This window comes from Blastococcus sp. OS1-29, assembly GCF_057628075.1.
Genome location: NZ_JBXXJK010000010.1, coordinates 48662 through 65840, shown reverse-complemented (window position 1 = coordinate 65840; position 17179 = coordinate 48662). Strand labels below are relative to the sequence as shown.

The 17179-nt window shown below is 73.6% G+C and carries 18 protein-coding genes; 9 read left to right on the top strand and 9 right to left on the bottom strand.

Features of this window, described 5'->3' with window-relative positions; all coding sequences use genetic code 11:
• Window positions 1-51 precede the first annotated feature (51 nt).
• On the top strand, window positions 52-1134 hold the full coding sequence (locus tag AC2H4J_RS22440) for a threonine aldolase family protein (RefSeq protein WP_487467138.1): 1083 nt from the start codon (window positions 52-54) through the stop codon (window positions 1132-1134).
• On the opposite strand, the gene AC2H4J_RS22435 is transcribed toward AC2H4J_RS22440, so the two are convergent.
• Window positions 1109-1741: a LysE family translocator gene (locus AC2H4J_RS22435; RefSeq protein WP_487467137.1), complete on the bottom strand. Its 633-nt coding sequence runs from the start codon at window positions 1739-1741 to the stop codon at window positions 1109-1111. The two genes, AC2H4J_RS22440 and AC2H4J_RS22435, sit on opposite strands and share 26 nt — an antisense overlap.
• 58 nt (window positions 1742-1799) lie before the next feature.
• On the opposite strand from AC2H4J_RS22435, the gene malQ reads away from it, so the two are divergent.
• The 3 genes from malQ (at window position 1800) to AC2H4J_RS22420 (ending at window position 4218) form a co-directional block, all read left to right on the top strand.
• Window positions 1800-3623, top strand: a complete 1824-nt coding sequence (gene malQ, locus AC2H4J_RS22430; protein WP_487467136.1) for a 4-alpha-glucanotransferase — start codon at window positions 1800-1802, stop codon at window positions 3621-3623.
• A 63-nt stretch (window positions 3624-3686) separates the two neighbouring features.
• Complete coding sequence (locus AC2H4J_RS22425; protein WP_487467135.1) at window positions 3687-3980, top strand: hypothetical protein; 294 nt, start codon at window positions 3687-3689, stop codon at window positions 3978-3980.
• Between the two features lie 37 nt (window positions 3981-4017).
• Complete coding sequence (locus AC2H4J_RS22420; protein ID WP_487467134.1) at window positions 4018-4218, top strand: hypothetical protein; 201 nt, start codon at window positions 4018-4020, stop codon at window positions 4216-4218.
• 30 nt (window positions 4219-4248) lie between these two features.
• On the opposite strand, the gene AC2H4J_RS22415 is transcribed toward AC2H4J_RS22420, so the two are convergent.
• Both AC2H4J_RS22415 and AC2H4J_RS22410 read right to left on the bottom strand, forming a co-directional pair.
• Window positions 4249-4728 carry a DUF5313 family protein gene (locus tag AC2H4J_RS22415; RefSeq protein ID WP_487467133.1) on the bottom strand — a complete coding sequence of 160 codons (480 nt, stop codon included), beginning with the start codon at window positions 4726-4728 and terminating at the stop codon, window positions 4249-4251.
• Between the two features lie 63 nt (window positions 4729-4791).
• Window positions 4792-5280 (bottom strand): MarR family winged helix-turn-helix transcriptional regulator, encoded by a 489-nt coding sequence (locus AC2H4J_RS22410; protein ID WP_487467132.1) that lies wholly within the window; start codon window positions 5278-5280, stop codon window positions 4792-4794.
• Between the two features lie 18 nt (window positions 5281-5298).
• Here AC2H4J_RS22410 and AC2H4J_RS22405 point away from each other — a divergent pair, with 18 nt between their 5' ends.
• Both AC2H4J_RS22405 and AC2H4J_RS22400 read left to right on the top strand, forming a co-directional pair.
• Window positions 5299-5805 (top strand): hypothetical protein, encoded by a 507-nt coding sequence (locus tag AC2H4J_RS22405; protein WP_487467131.1) that lies wholly within the window; start codon window positions 5299-5301, stop codon window positions 5803-5805.
• Window positions 5793-6566, top strand: coding sequence for a DUF998 domain-containing protein (locus AC2H4J_RS22400; RefSeq protein ID WP_487467130.1), 774 nt, complete (start codon window positions 5793-5795; stop codon window positions 6564-6566). Before AC2H4J_RS22405 ends, AC2H4J_RS22400 begins: the two co-directional genes overlap by 13 nt.
• Before the next feature lie 6 nt (window positions 6567-6572).
• On the opposite strand, the gene AC2H4J_RS22395 is transcribed toward AC2H4J_RS22400, so the two are convergent.
• From AC2H4J_RS22395 to AC2H4J_RS22380, 4 genes are all read right to left on the bottom strand, one after another.
• Complete coding sequence (locus AC2H4J_RS22395; protein WP_487467129.1) at window positions 6573-7589, bottom strand: Acg family FMN-binding oxidoreductase; 1017 nt, start codon at window positions 7587-7589, stop codon at window positions 6573-6575.
• A gap of 46 nt (window positions 7590-7635) precedes the next feature.
• Window positions 7636-8559 carry a DMT family transporter gene (locus AC2H4J_RS22390; RefSeq protein WP_487467128.1) on the bottom strand — a complete coding sequence of 308 codons (924 nt, stop codon included), beginning with the start codon at window positions 8557-8559 and terminating at the stop codon, window positions 7636-7638.
• Between the two features lie 98 nt (window positions 8560-8657).
• Window positions 8658-9272, bottom strand: a complete 615-nt coding sequence (locus tag AC2H4J_RS22385) for a GyrI-like domain-containing protein (protein WP_487467127.1) — start codon at window positions 9270-9272, stop codon at window positions 8658-8660.
• Between the two features lie 15 nt (window positions 9273-9287).
• Window positions 9288-10034, bottom strand: a complete 747-nt coding sequence (locus AC2H4J_RS22380; RefSeq protein WP_487467126.1) for an SDR family oxidoreductase — start codon at window positions 10032-10034, stop codon at window positions 9288-9290.
• Between the two features lie 71 nt (window positions 10035-10105).
• On the opposite strand from AC2H4J_RS22380, the gene AC2H4J_RS22375 reads away from it, so the two are divergent.
• From AC2H4J_RS22375 to AC2H4J_RS22365, 3 genes are all read left to right on the top strand, one after another.
• Window positions 10106-11650 (top strand): helix-turn-helix domain-containing protein, encoded by a 1545-nt coding sequence (locus AC2H4J_RS22375; RefSeq protein WP_487467125.1) that lies wholly within the window; start codon window positions 10106-10108, stop codon window positions 11648-11650.
• Between the two features lie 93 nt (window positions 11651-11743).
• Complete coding sequence (locus tag AC2H4J_RS22370; protein ID WP_487467124.1) at window positions 11744-12925, top strand: glycosyltransferase family 4 protein; 1182 nt, start codon at window positions 11744-11746, stop codon at window positions 12923-12925.
• Between the two features lie 49 nt (window positions 12926-12974).
• Window positions 12975-15125, top strand: coding sequence for an amylo-alpha-1,6-glucosidase (locus AC2H4J_RS22365; protein WP_487467123.1), 2151 nt, complete (start codon window positions 12975-12977; stop codon window positions 15123-15125).
• A gap of 24 nt (window positions 15126-15149) precedes the next feature.
• Here AC2H4J_RS22365 and AC2H4J_RS22360 read toward each other — a convergent pair whose 3' ends face one another.
• Both AC2H4J_RS22360 and AC2H4J_RS22355 read right to left on the bottom strand, forming a co-directional pair.
• The gene (locus AC2H4J_RS22360) at window positions 15150-15908 is read right to left on the bottom strand and encodes an SDR family NAD(P)-dependent oxidoreductase (protein WP_487467122.1); all 759 of its coding nucleotides are present in this window, start codon (window positions 15906-15908) and stop codon (window positions 15150-15152) included.
• A gap of 82 nt (window positions 15909-15990) precedes the next feature.
• Window positions 15991-17172 (bottom strand): nuclear transport factor 2 family protein, encoded by a 1182-nt coding sequence (locus AC2H4J_RS22355; protein ID WP_487467121.1) that lies wholly within the window; start codon window positions 17170-17172, stop codon window positions 15991-15993.
• Between the last annotated feature and the right edge of the window lie 7 nt (window positions 17173-17179).

The window sequence follows — 17179 nt, the reverse complement described above, 5'->3', positions numbered from 1 at the left end:
ATGCCTACCGAGGTCGCGGTCACGCGGCCACCCCACGGGCAGACTGACCTGGTGGACGACGACCTGCGCGCCCTGCGCGACGCCTGCGAGCGGGCCCTCACCGGCCACGGCATCCAGCGGGCCGACGACCTGCTCGCCACCATCCCGGCCGGCACGGCCGTCGACCGCTACGGCGAGGGCGGGGTGGTCGCCGACCTCGAGGCGGCCGTCACCGAGATCCTCGGGCAGCCCGCGGCCGTGTACCTCCCCAGCGGCACGATGGCCCAGCAGTCCGCGTTGCGCGTGCACGCCGACCGCCGAGGACGGCGCACCGTCGTCTTCCACCCCGAGTGCCACCTCGACCGGCACGAGGGCCGGGCGCTCGAACGGGTGCAGGGACTCGTCGGCCGCCCCGTCGGCGACCGCCACCGGGTCCTCGAGCTGTCCGACCTCACCACGGTCGCGCAACCGCCGGCGGCGCTGGTGATCGAGCTGCCGCAGCGTGACCTGGGCGGCCGGCTGCCCTCCTGGGACGAACTGCGGGCACAGACCGACTGGGCCCGCGAGCGGGGGGCCGCGGCACACCTCGACGGCGCCCGGCTGTGGGAGGCCTCCGCGGGCTACGACCGCACGCCGGCCGAGATCGCCGCACTCTTCGACACCACCTACGTCAGCTTCTACAAGGGCGTCGGCGCACTGCCCGGTTGCGCGCTGGCCGGACCGGAGGACGTCGTCGCCGAGGTCCGCGAGTGGCGCGGCCGCATGGGCGGCACGCTGTTCGGACTGTGGCCGGGTGCGGCGTCCGCCCTCACCTGCCTGCGGCGCCGGCTCCCCCTCATGCCGGCCTACCTCGAGCGGGCACGGGCGATCGCCGACGCCGTGCGCGACCTGCCCGGCGTCACCGTCGTCCCCGACCCCCCGCAGACGCCGATGCTGCACCTGCTGCTGCGCACCTCGGCGGAGTCCTTCGCGACGGCCGCGCGGACGCTGCCCGCTCGGGGCTGTGGACGTGGCCGAAGGCCATGTCCAGCGGCGACCCGGCGGTGCAGCGGGTCGAGTTCTCCGTGGGCGACGCCACGATGGCGCTGCCCGTCGAGGAGGTCCGCGCGGCGATCGCCGCGCTCAGCAGCTAGCGGTCGGACAGCGCCAGCTTGAGCCCGAACCCGAGCAGCGCCGTCCCGGTGACGCCGTCGATCGCCCGGACGGTGGACGGACGGCGGAGCCAGCGACCCAGCGCCGACGCCAGCACGATCAGGACGGCGAACCAGGCGACCGTGATCAGCCCGTGCTCGCCGGCCAGCAGCAGACCGACGGCCAGCGGGTTGTCGTGCGGCGGGATGAACTGCGGCAGCAGGGCGACGTAGAAGACGCCGACCTTGGGGTTGAGCAGGTTGGTGGCCAGCCCCTGCCGCGCCGCGCGCCACGCCGAGCCCTGCACGGCGACGTCGGCCCCCGGGGCGCCGGTGTCCCGGCGCAGCGCGCGCAGCAGGAGGCGGACGCCGAACCACACGAGGTAGGCGGCGCCGGCGAACCGCAGGACGTCGTAGGCCACGTGCGAGGCGGTCAGCAAGGCGGATACGCCGACGGCCGCCGCGGCTCCCCACACGAACAGGCCGGCGATGATGCCGGCGCCGGTGGCGGTGGCCTCGCGCCGTCCCTTCGTCAGCGCCGAGCGCAGCACCAGGGCGCTGTCGAGCCCGGGCGTGAGCGTGAGGGCGAGCGCGACGAGGGCGAACGTCGCCACGGCGGTGCCGAGAGTCACGCCGTCATGGTGCCGTACTGGCGCTGCGCGCCCGGGCAGGCCCGGCGAGGATCAGCGGGTGACACCGACACCGACCACCGACGAGTGGGGCATCGACGCGAGCTGGCTGGACGCGCTGGACGAGGAGCACTCCGTCGCCCAGGCCACGATCGACCGGCTGCGCGACGTGATCGGCACTCCCCCGGCCGACCTCGAGGAACGTGCGCCGATCGTCGCGCGCCCCGGCGACGCGCTCGAGGTGGACGAGGCCGACGTCGTCTGCGAGGACGGCGAGGTGCGGCACATCGACGGCGAGCTGCCGGCCGACTTCCCGCTCGGCTACCACTGGTTGCAGTCCGCCGACGGACGCCGGCGCCGGCTGATCGTCTCCCCCGGGCGCTGCTGGCTGCCCGACGACCGCGCCTGGGGCTGGGCGGTGCAGCTCTACGCCACCCGCAGCGGGGCCAGCTGGGGCATCGGCGACCTCGCCGACCTGCGTGCCGTCCGCCGGATGGCCGCCGACCAGGGCGCCGGCTTCGTGCTGATCAACCCGCTGCATGCGGTCGCGCCGACGGCGGGCCAGGAGGCCAGCCCGTACCTGCCGGCCACCCGCCGCTTCCGCAACCCGATCTACCTGCGCGTCTCGGAGGTGCCCGGCGCCGAGAACGTCGACCTCGAGGACGACGCCGGCCGGGCGCTGTCCGACGGCGAGCTGATCGACCGCGACGCGATCTGGGCCCGCAAGCGGGAGGTGCTCATGCGCATCTTCTTCGCCCACGGCGGCGGCGAGGCGTTCGCGCGCTGGCGCGAGGAGCAGGGGCAGACGTTGCAGGACTGGGCCACCTGGGCGGCCATCGCCGAGGAGCACGGCGGTGACTGGCGCACCTGGCCGGCCGAGTTGCGCCGTCCGTCCGGGCCCGAGCTGGCCCGCTACGTGGAGCAGCACGGCGCCGTCGTCGGCTTCCACGCCTGGTTGCAGTGGGCCCTGGACCTGCAGTTCACCGCCGCGACCGGCGACATGACCGTCATCCAGGACCTGCCGATCGGCGTGGCCGGCGGCGGCGCCGATGCCTGGGCGTGGCAGGAGGTCCTCGCCGAGGGGGTCAGCGTCGGGGCGCCGCCGGACGCCTTCAACTCGCAGGGGCAGGACTGGGGGTCGCCGCCGCTGAACCCGTGGCGGCTGCGGGACGCCGACTACGAGCCGTTCATCCAGTCGATCCGGGCCACGATCGCCGGTGCGGGCGGGCTGCGCATCGACCACGTCATGGGCCTGTTCCGGCTGTGGTGGGTGCCGTCCGGCGGGTCGGCCGCCGAGGGCGCCTACGTCCGGTATCCGGCCGAGGACCTGCTCGACATCGTGGCGCTGGAGAGCCATCGCGCGCGGGCGCTCGTCGTGGGCGAGGACCTCGGCACGGTCGAGGACGGCGTCCGCGAGGCGATGGCCGAGCACGGGATCCTGTCCTACCGGCTGCTCTGGTTCGAGGACGACGCTCCCGCCGAGTGGCCGGCCGCCGCGATGGCGGCGATCACCACGCACGACCTGCCCACGGTAGCCGGGCTCTGGACCGGTGCCGACGTCGAGGAGCAGCGCGAGCACGGCACGGGCACCGACGAGGAGCTCGAGCGCGGCCGGACGTCGCTGCTGGCCCACCTGCCGAAGCTTCCGGACGACGCCCCGGTGGAGACGGCGGTCGAGGAGGCGCACCGGCGGCTCGCCGAGGCGCCGTCCCTGCTGCTGTCGGCGACCCTGGACGACGCCGTCGGCGAACCGCGGCGGCCGAACATGCCAGGGACGACCGACCGGCCGAACTGGTCGCTCCCGCTGCCGGTCGCGGTCGAGGACCTGCCGGGCCACCCCCTGGTGCAGACGGTCGCCCGTGTCCTGGGACAGGGCCTCGACTGACCCGCGGGATGTCGTCGAACGTCTGTTCGACTGTCGTGCGAGACTGCTCCCATGGCGGGCGGCATGACTCCGGGACGCGGGGGGCGCTCCCTCGGCGAGCGGGCAGCGGCGTCCGGGATCGCGGTCCCCGAGGAGACGCCGAGTCCCTCGTACGCCGCCGCCGGTGACGGCGGGGAGGGCCGGCACTGCTGGGTCCGGGATCCGCCGGAGGCTCCCGGCGTCTGGCCGGGCCTACTGGTCGAGTGGCGGCAGCGCAGCGGTTCGTGGCAGGGGCGGGTCGCCTACACCGTCACTGGTCCGCACGGACCTGCTCTGGTCGAGTCCTGGCTGCCCGCAGCCCGGCTCGAGCCGCGCTGAGCGGTTAGCGGGGGGCGGCTGGGGTTACCCGTCGGTCATGACCGAACCGAACGACGCACCGACCCTCGACGACGTGATCGTGCCGGAGGAGAACTTCCCGCGGGACCGCACCCAGCACGCCAAGGACCCCCATCTCAGCGACGAGGTGCTCGAGCACCGCACCGAACAGGAGCGCCAGGCTGTCGGCTCCGACGACGCGGATCCGGCGGGCGCGGACGAGCACGCGGCCACCGACTGACCCCCGCCGACCGACCCGCAGGGCGGGCGGTCAGCGCCCCATGCGCTCCCGGTACCGGGCGGCGCGTCGGGCCGCGGCCGCCTGCTTGCGCTCGCTCTCCTGCTGCGCCCGCCCGAGACCCGCACGCTCCCGCTGCGCGGTCGCCGTGCCCGCGGGGTAGCCGGCCTTGACGACCCGGTTCTCGGTGGTCTCGGGCATGTAGGCCAGCGAGTAGAAGAGGGCCAGCGCCAGCCCTCCCCCCGCGGCCGCGGCGCGCAGCCCCCAGCCGGCCGGCAGGAACACCATGACCAGCGCGATCGGGATCGCGACCTGGACCAGGCTGCGGGCGATGTGCCGCAGCCACCAGGTGCCGACGGTGGTGTCGTGCAGGACCCAGCGGTCGTGCCGCGCGGGCAGTCCACCCCCGAGGGCGTACCAGATCCACCGGTGCGGAGCGGGACGGACGACGGCCTCGGCAGCCGCGGTTCCCTCATCGGCCACGACGGCGCTCCCCGGATCTGCCAGCTTCACGTCCCGATCGTCCCACAATGCCGGGCACACAAACCGTTGGGGCACCAAGTGTTCCGGATCACGTCACACCGCCTCGGCGGCCTCCGCAGCAGAGGCACCCAGCGCCTGCCGGGACGCGTCGATGACCCGCGTCAGAGCCGACTGGAGAGAGACGAGCTCGTCGACGGGCATCCCGAGCCGGGCGACGATCCCGGCGGGGATCCTCTCCGCGTCTGCCCGCATCGCCCTGCCCTTCTCCGTCAGCGCCAGGGCCAGGTTCCGCTGATCGCTCGCGTCGCGCTCCCGCCGGAGGAGGCCCGCGGCCTCCAGCCGCTTGAGCAGCGGCGAGAGGGTGCCCGGGTCGAGCTGCAGCAAACCGGACAGGGCCTTGACCGAGAGCGAGCCGTGCTGCCAGAGGGCAAGCATCACGAGGTACTGCGGGTGCGTCAGGCCCAGCGGCTCCAGGACGGGCCGGTAGACGGCCACGACGTTGCGGGCGGCGACCGACAGCGCGAAGCACACCTGCCGCTCGAGGGCCAGCATGTCGTCGTCCGCGGGCTTCGTCGTCGTCACGGCCCCAGGCTAGAACGCATGGTGCACCAAGCATCGGGCCACTGGTTGACTCGCCGCGTGCAGCGGCTGTCCCCCGGCGACGTGGCGTGCTGGGTGCTGAAGACCAACCGGCCGCTGGACCATCTCGTCGCCGGATGGCGGCCCGGAACCGAGCAGGCACTCACCCGGTGCGTGCGCCGCTCGTACCGCCTGGACCTGATGGCGACCGGCCAGCCCGTGCTGCTGTGGTTGAGCGGTAGGGAGCGGCCTGGCGTCCATGCCCTCGGGGTCGTCGACGGTCCGGTCGTCGACGGTCCGGTCGCCGGCGACCCGGACGGCCCGGCCGTGCCGGTGCGACTGACCAGGCTGACCGAACCGGTCGATCGCGGGGCACTCCTCGCCGATCCGGTGACGCGCGGGGCCGAGGTCCTGCGCATGCCGGCCGGCAGCAACCCGTCGTGGCTCTCCGGTGCGCAGTTCGACGCCGTCCTGGCCCGGGTGTGCGACCGGAACGGGCCGGCCCGCCTGGGAGCATGGAGCCCGTGACTCCGACCCGCCTCCGCTGGGGCGCCCTCACCTGGTTGCTGACGCTGCAGTTCTTCGTCGTGGAGGCGATCGCACAGGTCCGGTTCGTCGGCTCCTACTCCCGCGCCGACAACACGATCAGCGCCCTCGGCGCCGGCGACTCCGCCGCGCACGCGTTGATCAACGCCTCCTTCGTGACGCAGGCCGTCCTGATCCTCACCGGCGCCGTGCTGCTCCGTCCGGTGCTGCTCCGCACGGCGGGGCAGATCGCGCCCGTGCTGCTCGTCGTCTCGGCCATCGGCGTGTTGCTCGTGGGCGTGTTCCCCAGCGACGGCAACGCCCTCGTGCACGCGATCGGGGCGGTGGCCCATTTCGTCGGCGGCAACCTCGGACTCATCGCGCTGGCCTACGCCGTGCGGCCCCGGTCGGAGATCCTGGGGACGACGCTCGCCGTGCTGGGCCTGATCGGCACCGCCGCCACGGTGTTCTTCCTGACCGGTGTCACCGAGTACCTCGGCGAGGGGGGCACCGAGCGGGTCGCCGCATACGTCATCCCGGTCGGCCTGGCCGTCGCCGGTGCCGCGCTGTGGCGCATCGCGGGGCCTGGCTCGTCGGAGCGGGTCGCGGAGCGGGCGGCGGCCCGCCGGGAGCAGACCGACCGCGCCCGCGAGCGCGACGCCGCCCTCGAGGCGGCGGCGCGCCGTGAGCGGACCGACGCGGGGACGGCGGACGCCGACGAGCTCGACGACCACTGGGCACCGCGGGACCGCCGCCGCGACTGAGCCGGGTCAGTCCCCCGCCGGCTCGAAGCGCAGCACGTCGGCCAGGGGTCGGCGTCCGCTGACGGCCTTGCCGGCGGCGTCGGTCGCGTAGCCCATGCGCAGCAGCATCTGCGGGTGGCCGACGAGGGACAGCCGGGACTGCATGCGCGTGCGGGTGGCCGGCCAGTCGAGCGCCTGTGTCAGCGGGGAGGCCGCCACGCCGGCCGCGGTAGCGTGCAGGAGCACCCGCCCGAGCGCCCGGCCGGCGAGCAGCCAGGCGTACCGGTCGTCGGCCTCGGTGCCCATGAGCACGACCGTCGGACGCTCAACCTCCGGCGGGGGCGCGTCCGGATCTCCGGACGCGAGGAAGTCGGACTGTCCCTCCCGGTCCCCCACGACGAAGTCGCGGATCAGCCAGTTCGAGGGGCGGCTGCGCGGGTCCTCGCTGGGCACCGCATCGACCGGGACGCCGTCGACCGAACCGGGATCGGTGCGCACCCAGCTCTGCAACTCGGCGAGGTAGGCGGGGTCGCTCTGCTCCATCTCCTCGGCGCGGGAGATCAGGAAGACCATGGCGACCTCCTCCTCCGAGCGCGTGATCGGCTTGAACCACGTGTCGAAGTCGGCTGCCTCCCGCTGCAGGCGGTCGATCAGCTCGACGGGGAGGGCGCGCGGCTGGAAGGCCGCGCGCACGGTGTGCCGGAGCTCGATCGCCGCGGCCAGCGCGCGCTCGCCGTCGGTGGGCTGATGGTCGCCGGTGACCCGCAGCCTGGCGAGGTGGGCCGGGTCGGCGGTGTCGGGCAGCAGGTGCACCTCGGCGGCATGCCCGGCCGCGGCCAGGGCCACGGCCGCGAACTCGACGACGCTGCCGCAGCTGATGATCTGCTGGCGGCCGGTCGGGTCGAGCACGGGCAGCGCGCGGTCGGTGTCGAGGAAGACGTCGAGCCGGTCCGGGCCGGCGACGAACCGCCACGGCTGGGTGTTGTGGATCGACGGCGCCCGCGTCGCTGCGGAAACGACCGTCGCCCAGTCCTGCTCCTGCACGCGAACCTCCAGCTGCCGTTCCCGGCGGGCCCTGCCGGCCCGCCCCTCAGACAGTAGGACTGGCTTCCTGCGGCACGGGCACCGGTGGCCGCACCACCGAGCGGCGACGGGAGATCGCCACCCCGGCCAGGCAGACGGCGCCACCGGCCAGCGCCAGGAGCGGCGGCACCTCGTCGAGGAGCAGCCAGCCGAGCAGGATGACCAGCGGCGGGACGACGTAGGTGGTGACACCGAGCTTGCCGGCGTCCATCCGCCCGAGCGCGTAGGCCCAGGTGCTGAAGGCGAGCGCCGTGGGCACCGCGCCGAGGTAGACCATGGCGGCGATCGACCCGCCGGGCGCGGTGCCGACCTCGTGGACCAGGGTGCCGGCCCACGGCAGGCAGCAGATCGCACCCATCGCGCACGCGGTCGCGGTCACCTGCAGCCCGGGCAACCGGCGGAGCAGGGGCTTCTGCGCGACCACGCCGCCGGCGTAGGTGACCGCGGCGACCACGCACAGGACGACGCCGACGAGGTCGGCGTGCGCACTGCGCGTCGCCACGCCGATGACGAGCACGCCCACGAACGCGACACCGATCCCGGCGAGCAGCCAGCGCGGGAAGCCCTCGCCCAGCAGCACGCCGGCGAACAGCGCGATCAGGATCGGGCCGATGTTGACCAGCATCGCGGTCGTTCCGGCGTCCAGGTGCTGCTCGGCCGCGTTGAGCGACACGTTGTAGATGCCGAACCAGCCCACCCCGCAGACGACGAGCAGCCCCCACTCCTGCGCGGTCGGCCGGATCCAGGTGCGACGCGACAGCAGGAGCCCCAGGACGGCGGTGCCGATCAACAGCCGGCCGAGCGCCAGGGCACCGGGTGAGAAGTCCTCCCCCACGCCGCGGATCGCGACGAACGCCGACGCCCAGGCGAGCAGGGTGACGACGACGGCGGCAAGCGTGCGGCCGCTGGGCGGCGAGGAGGCGGTGTTCACGGGTCGAACCTAGGCGCAGCCACCGACGGGATCCGGCGGGTATCGGACACGGCGCACAGGTCGTCCGTTCCCCTCCGGGATGTGGCAGTCGACCTGCGTCAAGCGACCGGCTGCCGCACGATCGTCCGGAGTTTCTCGGGCCGGCTCCGGCGCGGGTCGCCCAGGTAGATCTCGTGGTGCTTGCCCGCGAGGGTGTCCCCGTTCTCCGCGATGAACGCGTGCAGCGCAGCCACCGTCGGCCCTTCGTCCCGGTAGGGGCCGACGTGCAGCACCTGGGCGCACCGCCCCTCGGCGAGCCGCTCGAGCCGCACGCCGTCGAGCGGGGCGCCCGGATGCTTCCGCGCGGCCGTGGCCCGTGCCTCCCGCACCACCTCGGCGGTGACCAGCTCGGGAACGGTGATCATCATCGTCCAGTTCCACGCGGACTTGTCGTCGGTGGAGAAGGTCGACATGTCCGGTGTCCACCACAGCCCCTCCAGGGGCATGACCGGCGCGTCGACCGGGTCGGGACGGCGCTTGAGCGCGAACCGGATCGTGTACGCCACGGAGTGCAGGGCCTGGACCGCCGCCGCGTACTCGGGCGCGCTGTTCGGGTCGCCGTGGCCGTCGACCATCAGGAACGGCAGCTCGGGCACGTCGACGAACGCCGGCGTCCGGGCCGCGGAGTACAGCGCGCGCAGGTCCCGCCGCAGGTCGATCGCCGTCCCGGACATCCCGGCGGCACCCGCTCAGCCGTGCAGGTGCTGCGCGTAGGTCCGTCGTCCGCGCGGACCGGACGACGGGATCGCCGCGCCGTCCCGGAACGCCGCGCTCAGCTTCCCCGGCAGCGGGGTCGCCACCACGTGCGTCCCCGGTGCCCGCGCGGCAGCCCAGGCGCGGGCGAGGTCCGCCGCCGAGAGGTCCTCCGGGCCGCCGAACTCCACGACGCCGCCGGCGGGCGGAGCCGCGCACAGATCGGTCACGTGGTCGGCCACCTCGCCGACGTCGACCGGCTGCACCCGCCAGCCCATGGGCACCGGCAGCACCGGCCCGCGGCGGGCGGTGTCGAGCAGGAAGTCGACGAACTCGTGGAACTGGGTGACCCGCAGCAGCGTGACGGGCAGCCCGGAGGCGAGCAGGACCTGCTCGGTGGCGTACTTGGCGTGGTAGTAGCCGTACGGGATGCGGTCCACCCCGACGATCGAGATGTAGACCAGGTGCTGCAGGCGGTCGCGGTCGACGGCCTCGACCAGGCGGCGGGTGCCCGCGACGTCCACCTCCCAGGGGTTGCCCTGCGGGTCGCTCGCGGCGTGCACGATCAGCTCGGCCCCGGCCAGGGCCGGACGCAGGTCGAGACCGGTGGCCAGGTCCCCCCGGACGCCACCGGGGCTGGTACCGCGCCGTGACATCTGCCGGACCGAATGACCGGCGGCCTGCAGGGGCTCGATCAGCCGCGAACCGAGCCGGCCGGTGCCACCGGTGACGAGTGCATCCATGCCGGCATTCTGGCGGTTCCGCGGCAGCGGGTCGTCGGGCTTCCCTATCTCACATGCGAGATACTGCCCCGGTGACGCTCACCGAACTTCCCGCGGACAGCGTGATGAGACGCATCGGCTCGCTCGTGCGCGACGCGCGCCGCCATCGCGGCCTCACCCAACAGCAGCTCGCCGACCGGCTCGGCACCAGCCAGAGCGCGGTCGCCCGGATCGAGCTGGGCGGGCAGAACCTCACCCTGGAACTGCTCGGCCGGCTCTCGACCGCGCTGGAGAGCGACCTCATCAAGGTGGGGCCGACCGGACCGACCCACCTGCGCGTCGAAGGCGGCCGCCCGTTGCGCGGCAGCGTCGTCGTCAAGTCGTCGAAGAACGCCGCCGTCGCCCTGCTGTGCGCCGCCCTGCTGAACCACGGGCGGACGACGCTGCGCAACGTGGCCCGGATCGTGGAGGTCGAGCGCATCCTCGACGTGCTGCGCTCGATCGGTGTCTCGGCGACCTGGGACGCCCTGGGCCACGACCTCACGATCGTCGTCCCGGAGGAACTGGACCTCGGCGGGATCGACGTCGACGCCGCCCGCCGGACCCGCAGCATCATCATGTTCCTCGGACCGCTGCTGCACCGGGCGCGGACCTTCCGGCTGCCCTATGCCGGTGGCTGCGATCTCGGCACCCGCACGGTGCAGCCGCACATGATCGCGCTGCGCCCCTTCGGCCTGGAGGTCGAGGCCCGGGCCGGGGAGTACCAGGCCACCGTGACGCACACCGGCGCCCCTGCCCGCGCGATCGTGCTGACAGAGCGGGGCGACACCGTGACCGAAAACGCGCTGCTCGCGGCGGCCCGCACCGACGGCACGACCACCATCCGCAACGCCAGCTCCAACTACATGGTCCAGGACCTCTGCCTGTACCTCCAACTGCTCGGCGTCGGCATCGAGGGCCTCGGGACGACGACCCTGGTCGTGCACGGGAAGCCGATGCTCGACGCCGACGTCGACTACACGATCAGCGAGGACCCGGTGGAGGCGATGAGCCTGCTCACCGCCGGCATCGTGACCGGGTCGGAGCTGACGGTGCAGCGGGCGCCGATCGACTTCCTGGAGATCGAGCTGGCCGTGCTGGCAGAGATGGGCCTGCGCTACGAGCTGTCGCCGGACTACCTCGCCGACAACGGGCACACCCGGCTGGCCGACATCACGATCTCGCCGTCGGTCCTGAAGGCGCCGATCGACAAGATCCACCCGATGCCGTTCCCGGGCCTGAACATCGACAACCTGCCGTTCTTCGCGGTCATCGCGGCGGAGGCCGAGGGCGCGACGATGATCCACGACTGGGTGTACGACAACCGGGCCATCCACCTGTCGGACCTGACCCGGCTCGGCGCCGACGTCCGGCTGCTCGACCCGCACCGTGTCCTGGTCAACGGGCCGACGCGCTGGTCGAGCGCCGAGGTCGTCTGCCCGCCCGCGCTGCGGCCGGCGGTCTGCATCCTGCTGGCGATGCTGGCGGCCAAGGGGACGTCGGTGCTGCGCAACGTCGACATCATCGCCCGCGGCTACGAGCACCTGTACGAGCGGCTGGTGGAGATGGGCGCCTCGATCGAGGTCTTCCACGACTGACCGGTGACCGCGGCGGCCCTCACGAGTGGCCCGATCGCGACGAGCGGAGTCCACTGGGATCAGCCGGCTGTTCCTCGGGACCGGGAGGCCGCCGTGACCAGGTCACCACTGCCCGGACTGCGTCGCCGAGCCGACGATGCCGGCGACCTGCGTGTCGCCATGCTCGCCCCGCCCTGGATCCCGGTGCCGCCGCCCGGGTATGGCGGGATCGAACTCGTCGTGTCCATCCTGTGCGACGCCCTGGTCCGCCGCGGTGTTCGCGTCACCCTGTTCGCAGCACCCGGGTCACGCTCCACCGCGACCGTGCACGAGGTGCTGCCCGAGACCCACCCCGGTGAGATCGAGCGGTGCCTGCACGAGGTCGACCACGTCGCGTGTGCCCTCGCCGCCATCGAGGAGGCAGCCGCGGACGGCGACGGCTACGACATCGTGCACGACCACTGCGGCTTCACGCTGGTCGCCATGGCTGATCGGGTCCAGGTCCCCGTCGTCCACACCCTGCACGGCGCGTTCACGCCGGAGACCTCCGGCTTCTACTCCCGGCACGGAACCAAGGCACATCTCGTCGCGATCAGCAGGGCCCAACTGACCTCCGCGCCTCCCGGGCTGCCCATCGCCGGACAGGTCCCCAACCCGATCGACCTGCAGGACCGGCCGATGTGCCGCCAGAAAGACGGCTACCTGCTGTGGATCGGGCGCCTGGTGGAGTCCAAGGGTCCGCACCGGGCCGTCGCGGCGGCACGCGCCGCGGGGGTACCGCTGATCCTCGCGGGCCCGGTGCAGCCCGGCAGCGAGGCGTTCTTCCGGGACGTCGTGGCACCCCTGCTCGACGGCGACTCCGTCCGCTACATCGGCGAGGTGGGCGGCGAGCGCAAGCGCCGTCTCTTCGCCCGCGCGAGCGCGCTGCTCATGCCGATCCGGTGGAACGAGCCGTTCGGCATGGTCATGGTCGAGGCGCTGGCCAGCGGCACACCGGTCATCGCCTTCCGCGAAGGGGCCGCGCCGGAGATCGTCCAGGACGGCGTCAACGGATTCCTCGTCGACGACGAGGAGGACATGGCCCGCGCCGTGCCGCGGATCGGCGAACTGGACCCGGCGGCGTGCCGGCGCTCGGCCTGCCGGTTCGCGGGCGACGCGGCCGCGGCCGGGTACGAGTCGATCTACCGGAAGGTGCTGTCGGTCAGCCGGTCCACCGGCATCCGGCGCCCCTTCCCCTTCCCGCGGCGACGGATCGTGCTCCCCGGCGACGCACTCGCCGACCGGGCACGCCGATGACCGCCGCCGTCCGTCGCCGGCCGCCACATCGGCACCCCGGAGAGCTCCGATGACCCAGGACCACGCCACTGCCCTCGCCGAGCCCGAGGAGGAGCCGGCCGTCGCGGCGGACTACTCCGTCACCCTCGTCGAGGGCTCCACCTTCGCCGTGTCGGGGCGGTCAGGGGACATGGACCCCGAGCACCCCGAGGGGCTGTTCTTCCACGACACCCGGATCCTCGCGACCTGGCGGCTGCGCCTGGCCGGCGGCCCCGTCCAGGTGCTCACCGTCGTCCCCCACGAACCGTTTCGGGCCACGTTCCTCGCCCGCGTCCCACCGCGGTCGGCGTCCACCGAACTGTTCGTGGAGCGCAGCCGCGCGGTGGGGAACGGCATGCGCGAGGACCTGCGCGTCCGCAACGTCGGCAACGCCCCGGTGACCACGACCCTCACCCTCGACGCGGGCAGCGACTTCGCCGACCTCTTCGCGGTCAAGGAGGGCCGGGCGCGCACGGACGTGCCCGTGACGGCCACGGCCCAGGGGGACGCCCTCCTTCTGTCGTCGGGGCCGGCGGACAACGGACGTGCGGTGCGCATCAGCGCAGCAGGCGCCACGGCCCGTGACGACCAGCTGGTCTTCGACCTCGTGCTCGCACCGCACAGCGACTGGCGGACCAGCGTCCTGGTCGTACCGCTCGTCGACGGCCTAGCGGTCGAGCCCACCTTTCCGCTCGGCCGGCCGGTCGAGGAGTCCCGCGCCGCCGAACGGTTCCGCCGCTGGCAGGAGCACAGCCCGTGGGCCCAGACCGATCGGGCCGACCTGCGGCACACCCTCCGCCGGAGCGTGGAGGACCTGGGCAGCCTGCGGCTGTTCGATCCGGCGCACCCCGACACCGTCGCGGTCGCCGCCGGCGCCCCGTGGTTCATGGCCCTGTTCGGCCGGGACTCCCTGCTGTCGTCCTACATGGCCCTCGCGCTGAACCCGGCGCTCGCCCTCGGCACCCTCCAGACGCTGGCGCGGGACCAGGGCACGAAAGTCGATCCGCGCACGGAGGAGCAACCGGGTCGGATCCTGCACGAGACCCGGCTGGGGGCCGACTTCCCGCTGTCCCACGGCGGAGGCCACGTGTACTACGGCACGGTCGACGCGACCCCGCTGTTCGTCGTCCTGCTCGGCGAGCTCCGCCGGTGGAGCATCGAGTCGGAGGCGGTGAGGGACCTGCTCCCGCACGCCGACCGCGCGCTGGAGTGGATCGTCGACCACGGCGACCGCGACGGCGACGGCTTCGTCGAGTACGCGCGCAGCACCGACGTCGGACTGACCAACCAGGGCTGGAAGGACTCCTGGGACGGCATCAACCGGGCCGACGGCAGCCTGCCCGCGGGTCCGATCGCCCTCTGCGAGGTGCAGGGCTACGTCTACGCCGCCTACGTCGCCAGGTCGCAGTTCGCCGCGGAGGCCGGGGACGAGGCGACCCGCCGACGGTGGGCCGACCGCGCCGATGCGTTGAAGACGGCGTTCAACGAACGGTTCTGGCTCCGCGACCGCGGCTGGTTCGCGATCGCGCTCGACGGGAACAAGCGACCGGTCGACGCGCTCGCCTCCAACATGGGCCACTGCCTGTGGTCCGGCATCGTCGACGACGACAAGGTCGCCGACGTCGCCGGCCACCTGATGTCGCGCGAGATGTTCACCGGATGGGGAGTGCGCACCCTGGCCACCTCCATGGGCGCCTACAACCCGATGAGCTACCACAACGGCTCGGTCTGGCCGCACGACAGCGTCCTGGTCGCCTCCGGGCTCATGCAGTACGGCTTCGTCGAGGAGGCACAGCGCATCGCCACCGGCCTGCTCGACGCCGCCACGGCGTTCGGCGGCCGGTTGCCGGAGCTCTTCTGCGGCTTCGACCGCGACGACTACCGCACGCCGGTGCCCTACCCGACGTCGTGCTCGCCCCAGGCCTGGGCCGCGGCCACGCCGATCCAGGCGATGCGCCTGCTGCTGCGGCTCGAGCCCCGCATCCCGCGGGACGAGGTCTGGTTCGCCCCCGCGTGGCCGGATCGCTACGGGGCGCTGACCATCCACGACCTGCCGCTGGGCAGCGGACGGGCCACCCTCTCGGCCGGCCCGGGCGGACCCGGCCTGACCGGACTGCCCGACGGCGTCACCTGGATCCGTGCCGCCCGCCCGCCGCTGGGCCCGGCCCGCAGCGACGGCTGACCCGTCGCCCCGCCCGCCCGACGGTCAGCGCTCCTGGTCGGTCGGGCGGACCAGCACCTCGTTGATCGCCACGTGCGGCGGCTGGCTGACGACGTAGGTGATCGCGCGGGCGATGTCCCCGGCCTGCAGCGGCGTCATGTTCGCCGCCATCTCCTTGGACGCCGCCTTGGCGGCCGGCTGGGTGATGTGGTCGGTGAGCTCCGTGGCGACCGCGCCGGGCTCCACCAGCGAGATGCGGACGCCGCGGCCGGTGACCTCCTGCCGCAGCGACTCGCTGAAGGCGTTCACCGCCCACTTGCTGGCGTTGTAGACCCCGGCGCCCTTGCGCGCCGTGCGACCCGCGACGCTGGAGATGTTCACGACGTCCCCGGAGCCCTGCTCGACCATCCCCTCGATCGCGGCGTGGGTCATGTACATCAGGCCGAGGACGTTGGTGTGCAGCATCCGCCGCCAGTCCTCGGGGTCGGCCCCCACGATCGTGCCCAGCAGCATCACGCCGGCGTTGTTGACCAGGACGTCAAGGCCACCGAGCTCGTCGCGGGTCCGGCGGACGGCGTCGGCGCAGGCCTGCTCGTCGGTGACGTCGAGCGCCAGCTGGAGCACCCGGGAGCCGCCGTCGGTGAGCGTGGCCGCCAGCGCGTCCAGGCGTTCGGTGCGCCGGGCCCCGATGGCGACCGCGGCGCCCGCCTCGGCGAGGGCGATCGCCGTCGCCGCACCGATGCCCGACGACGCCCCGGTGACGAGGGCGACCTTCCCTGCCAGGGGCCCAGCTGCTGTGGTCATCGATCCCTCCCCGCGCCGCCCGCGCAGCGTCGGGCCGAACGTAGCGCCCGCCCTGGAGGGCGGCCGGGTGGGGATCAGCCCCTCAGGACATGGCCGGACGTGCCGCGCTCTCGGACGTCGCCGCGCGGGGACTGGGCACGGCGCCGGCGGCCGGCGGCATCGGGATGACGCCGATCTGGGTCAGCATCGGGAACATCCCCTGCTCGGCCCAGTGCTCCACGGCCTTGCCGTCGCGGAACCGGCCGATGTTGGCGCTCACCGTCCGGAAGCCGCGGCCGGTCGCCGGGAAGCCCAGCCCGTCGCCGGTGTGCGTGCCCGTCGTCCGCACCAGCCAGGCGCACAGATCGCCGTCGACGACGACCGTGTCGATGTCGCAGTGCACGTCCGGCACCGCGCCGCGCCACATCGCCACCAGCTGCTTGAACGCCTCGCGCCCGGCCATGTCACCCATCGGGCCGTGGTCGACGTAGTCCTCGGCGAAGAGCTCGTCCGCCACCTCCAGCCGGCCCTCGTTGATGATCTCGTCGAACATCCGCCGGAGGGTGCCCTCGACGTCGACGCCGCTCCCGAGCGCCCGCACGATCGTCGCCGTGTCGAACACCTCCGTGAACGATGTGGCCTTGCCGTCCCGGAGCGTCCAGAGGTGCATCCACGGCACGTCGAAGGTGTTGCCCGAGATCGTCCGGCCGCGGTGCCGCCCCTGGACGACGACGGTGTCGCCGCCGTCGACGTACCGCTCGGGCTCCACGCTCAGCTCGGCGTACATCTGGGGCAGCTTCGAGAAGAACTCGCCCGCGCCGCCGGGGCCCCGGTAGACGCCGCCGGCCGGCACGCTGTCGAGCGTCGACCAGACGAGGTCGTCGGCGAACAGTGCGAGGACCGAGGGGATGTCCCCGGTCGCGAACGCGGCGTACCCGGCCCGGATCAGGTCGACGTTGCTCGTGGCTGCCACGTTCGGGACGTCGGTGGCGGCGACGATGCCGGCCCGCGGCGTGAAGACCTCGTGCGCCGGGTGGAACGTCACCTCGGGCGGGACGTCCAGGCCGAGGGAGGTCATCGCCGGGGTGAGCCGCTGCTCGCCGAAGGCGCCGAACGCCTGCTCGCTCTCCCAGGCGTCCAGGTTGTGGCAGTCCTCCCCCTCCCACCAGGTCAGGTGGGCGAGGCCCCCGTCCGGTATCCGCTCCAGCCATCCGGTGCGCGCCCGGACGGCGTCGTACTGCTCCCTGGTGACCCCACGCAGTGTGACCTCGGCGATGACGGCCATGTCTCCT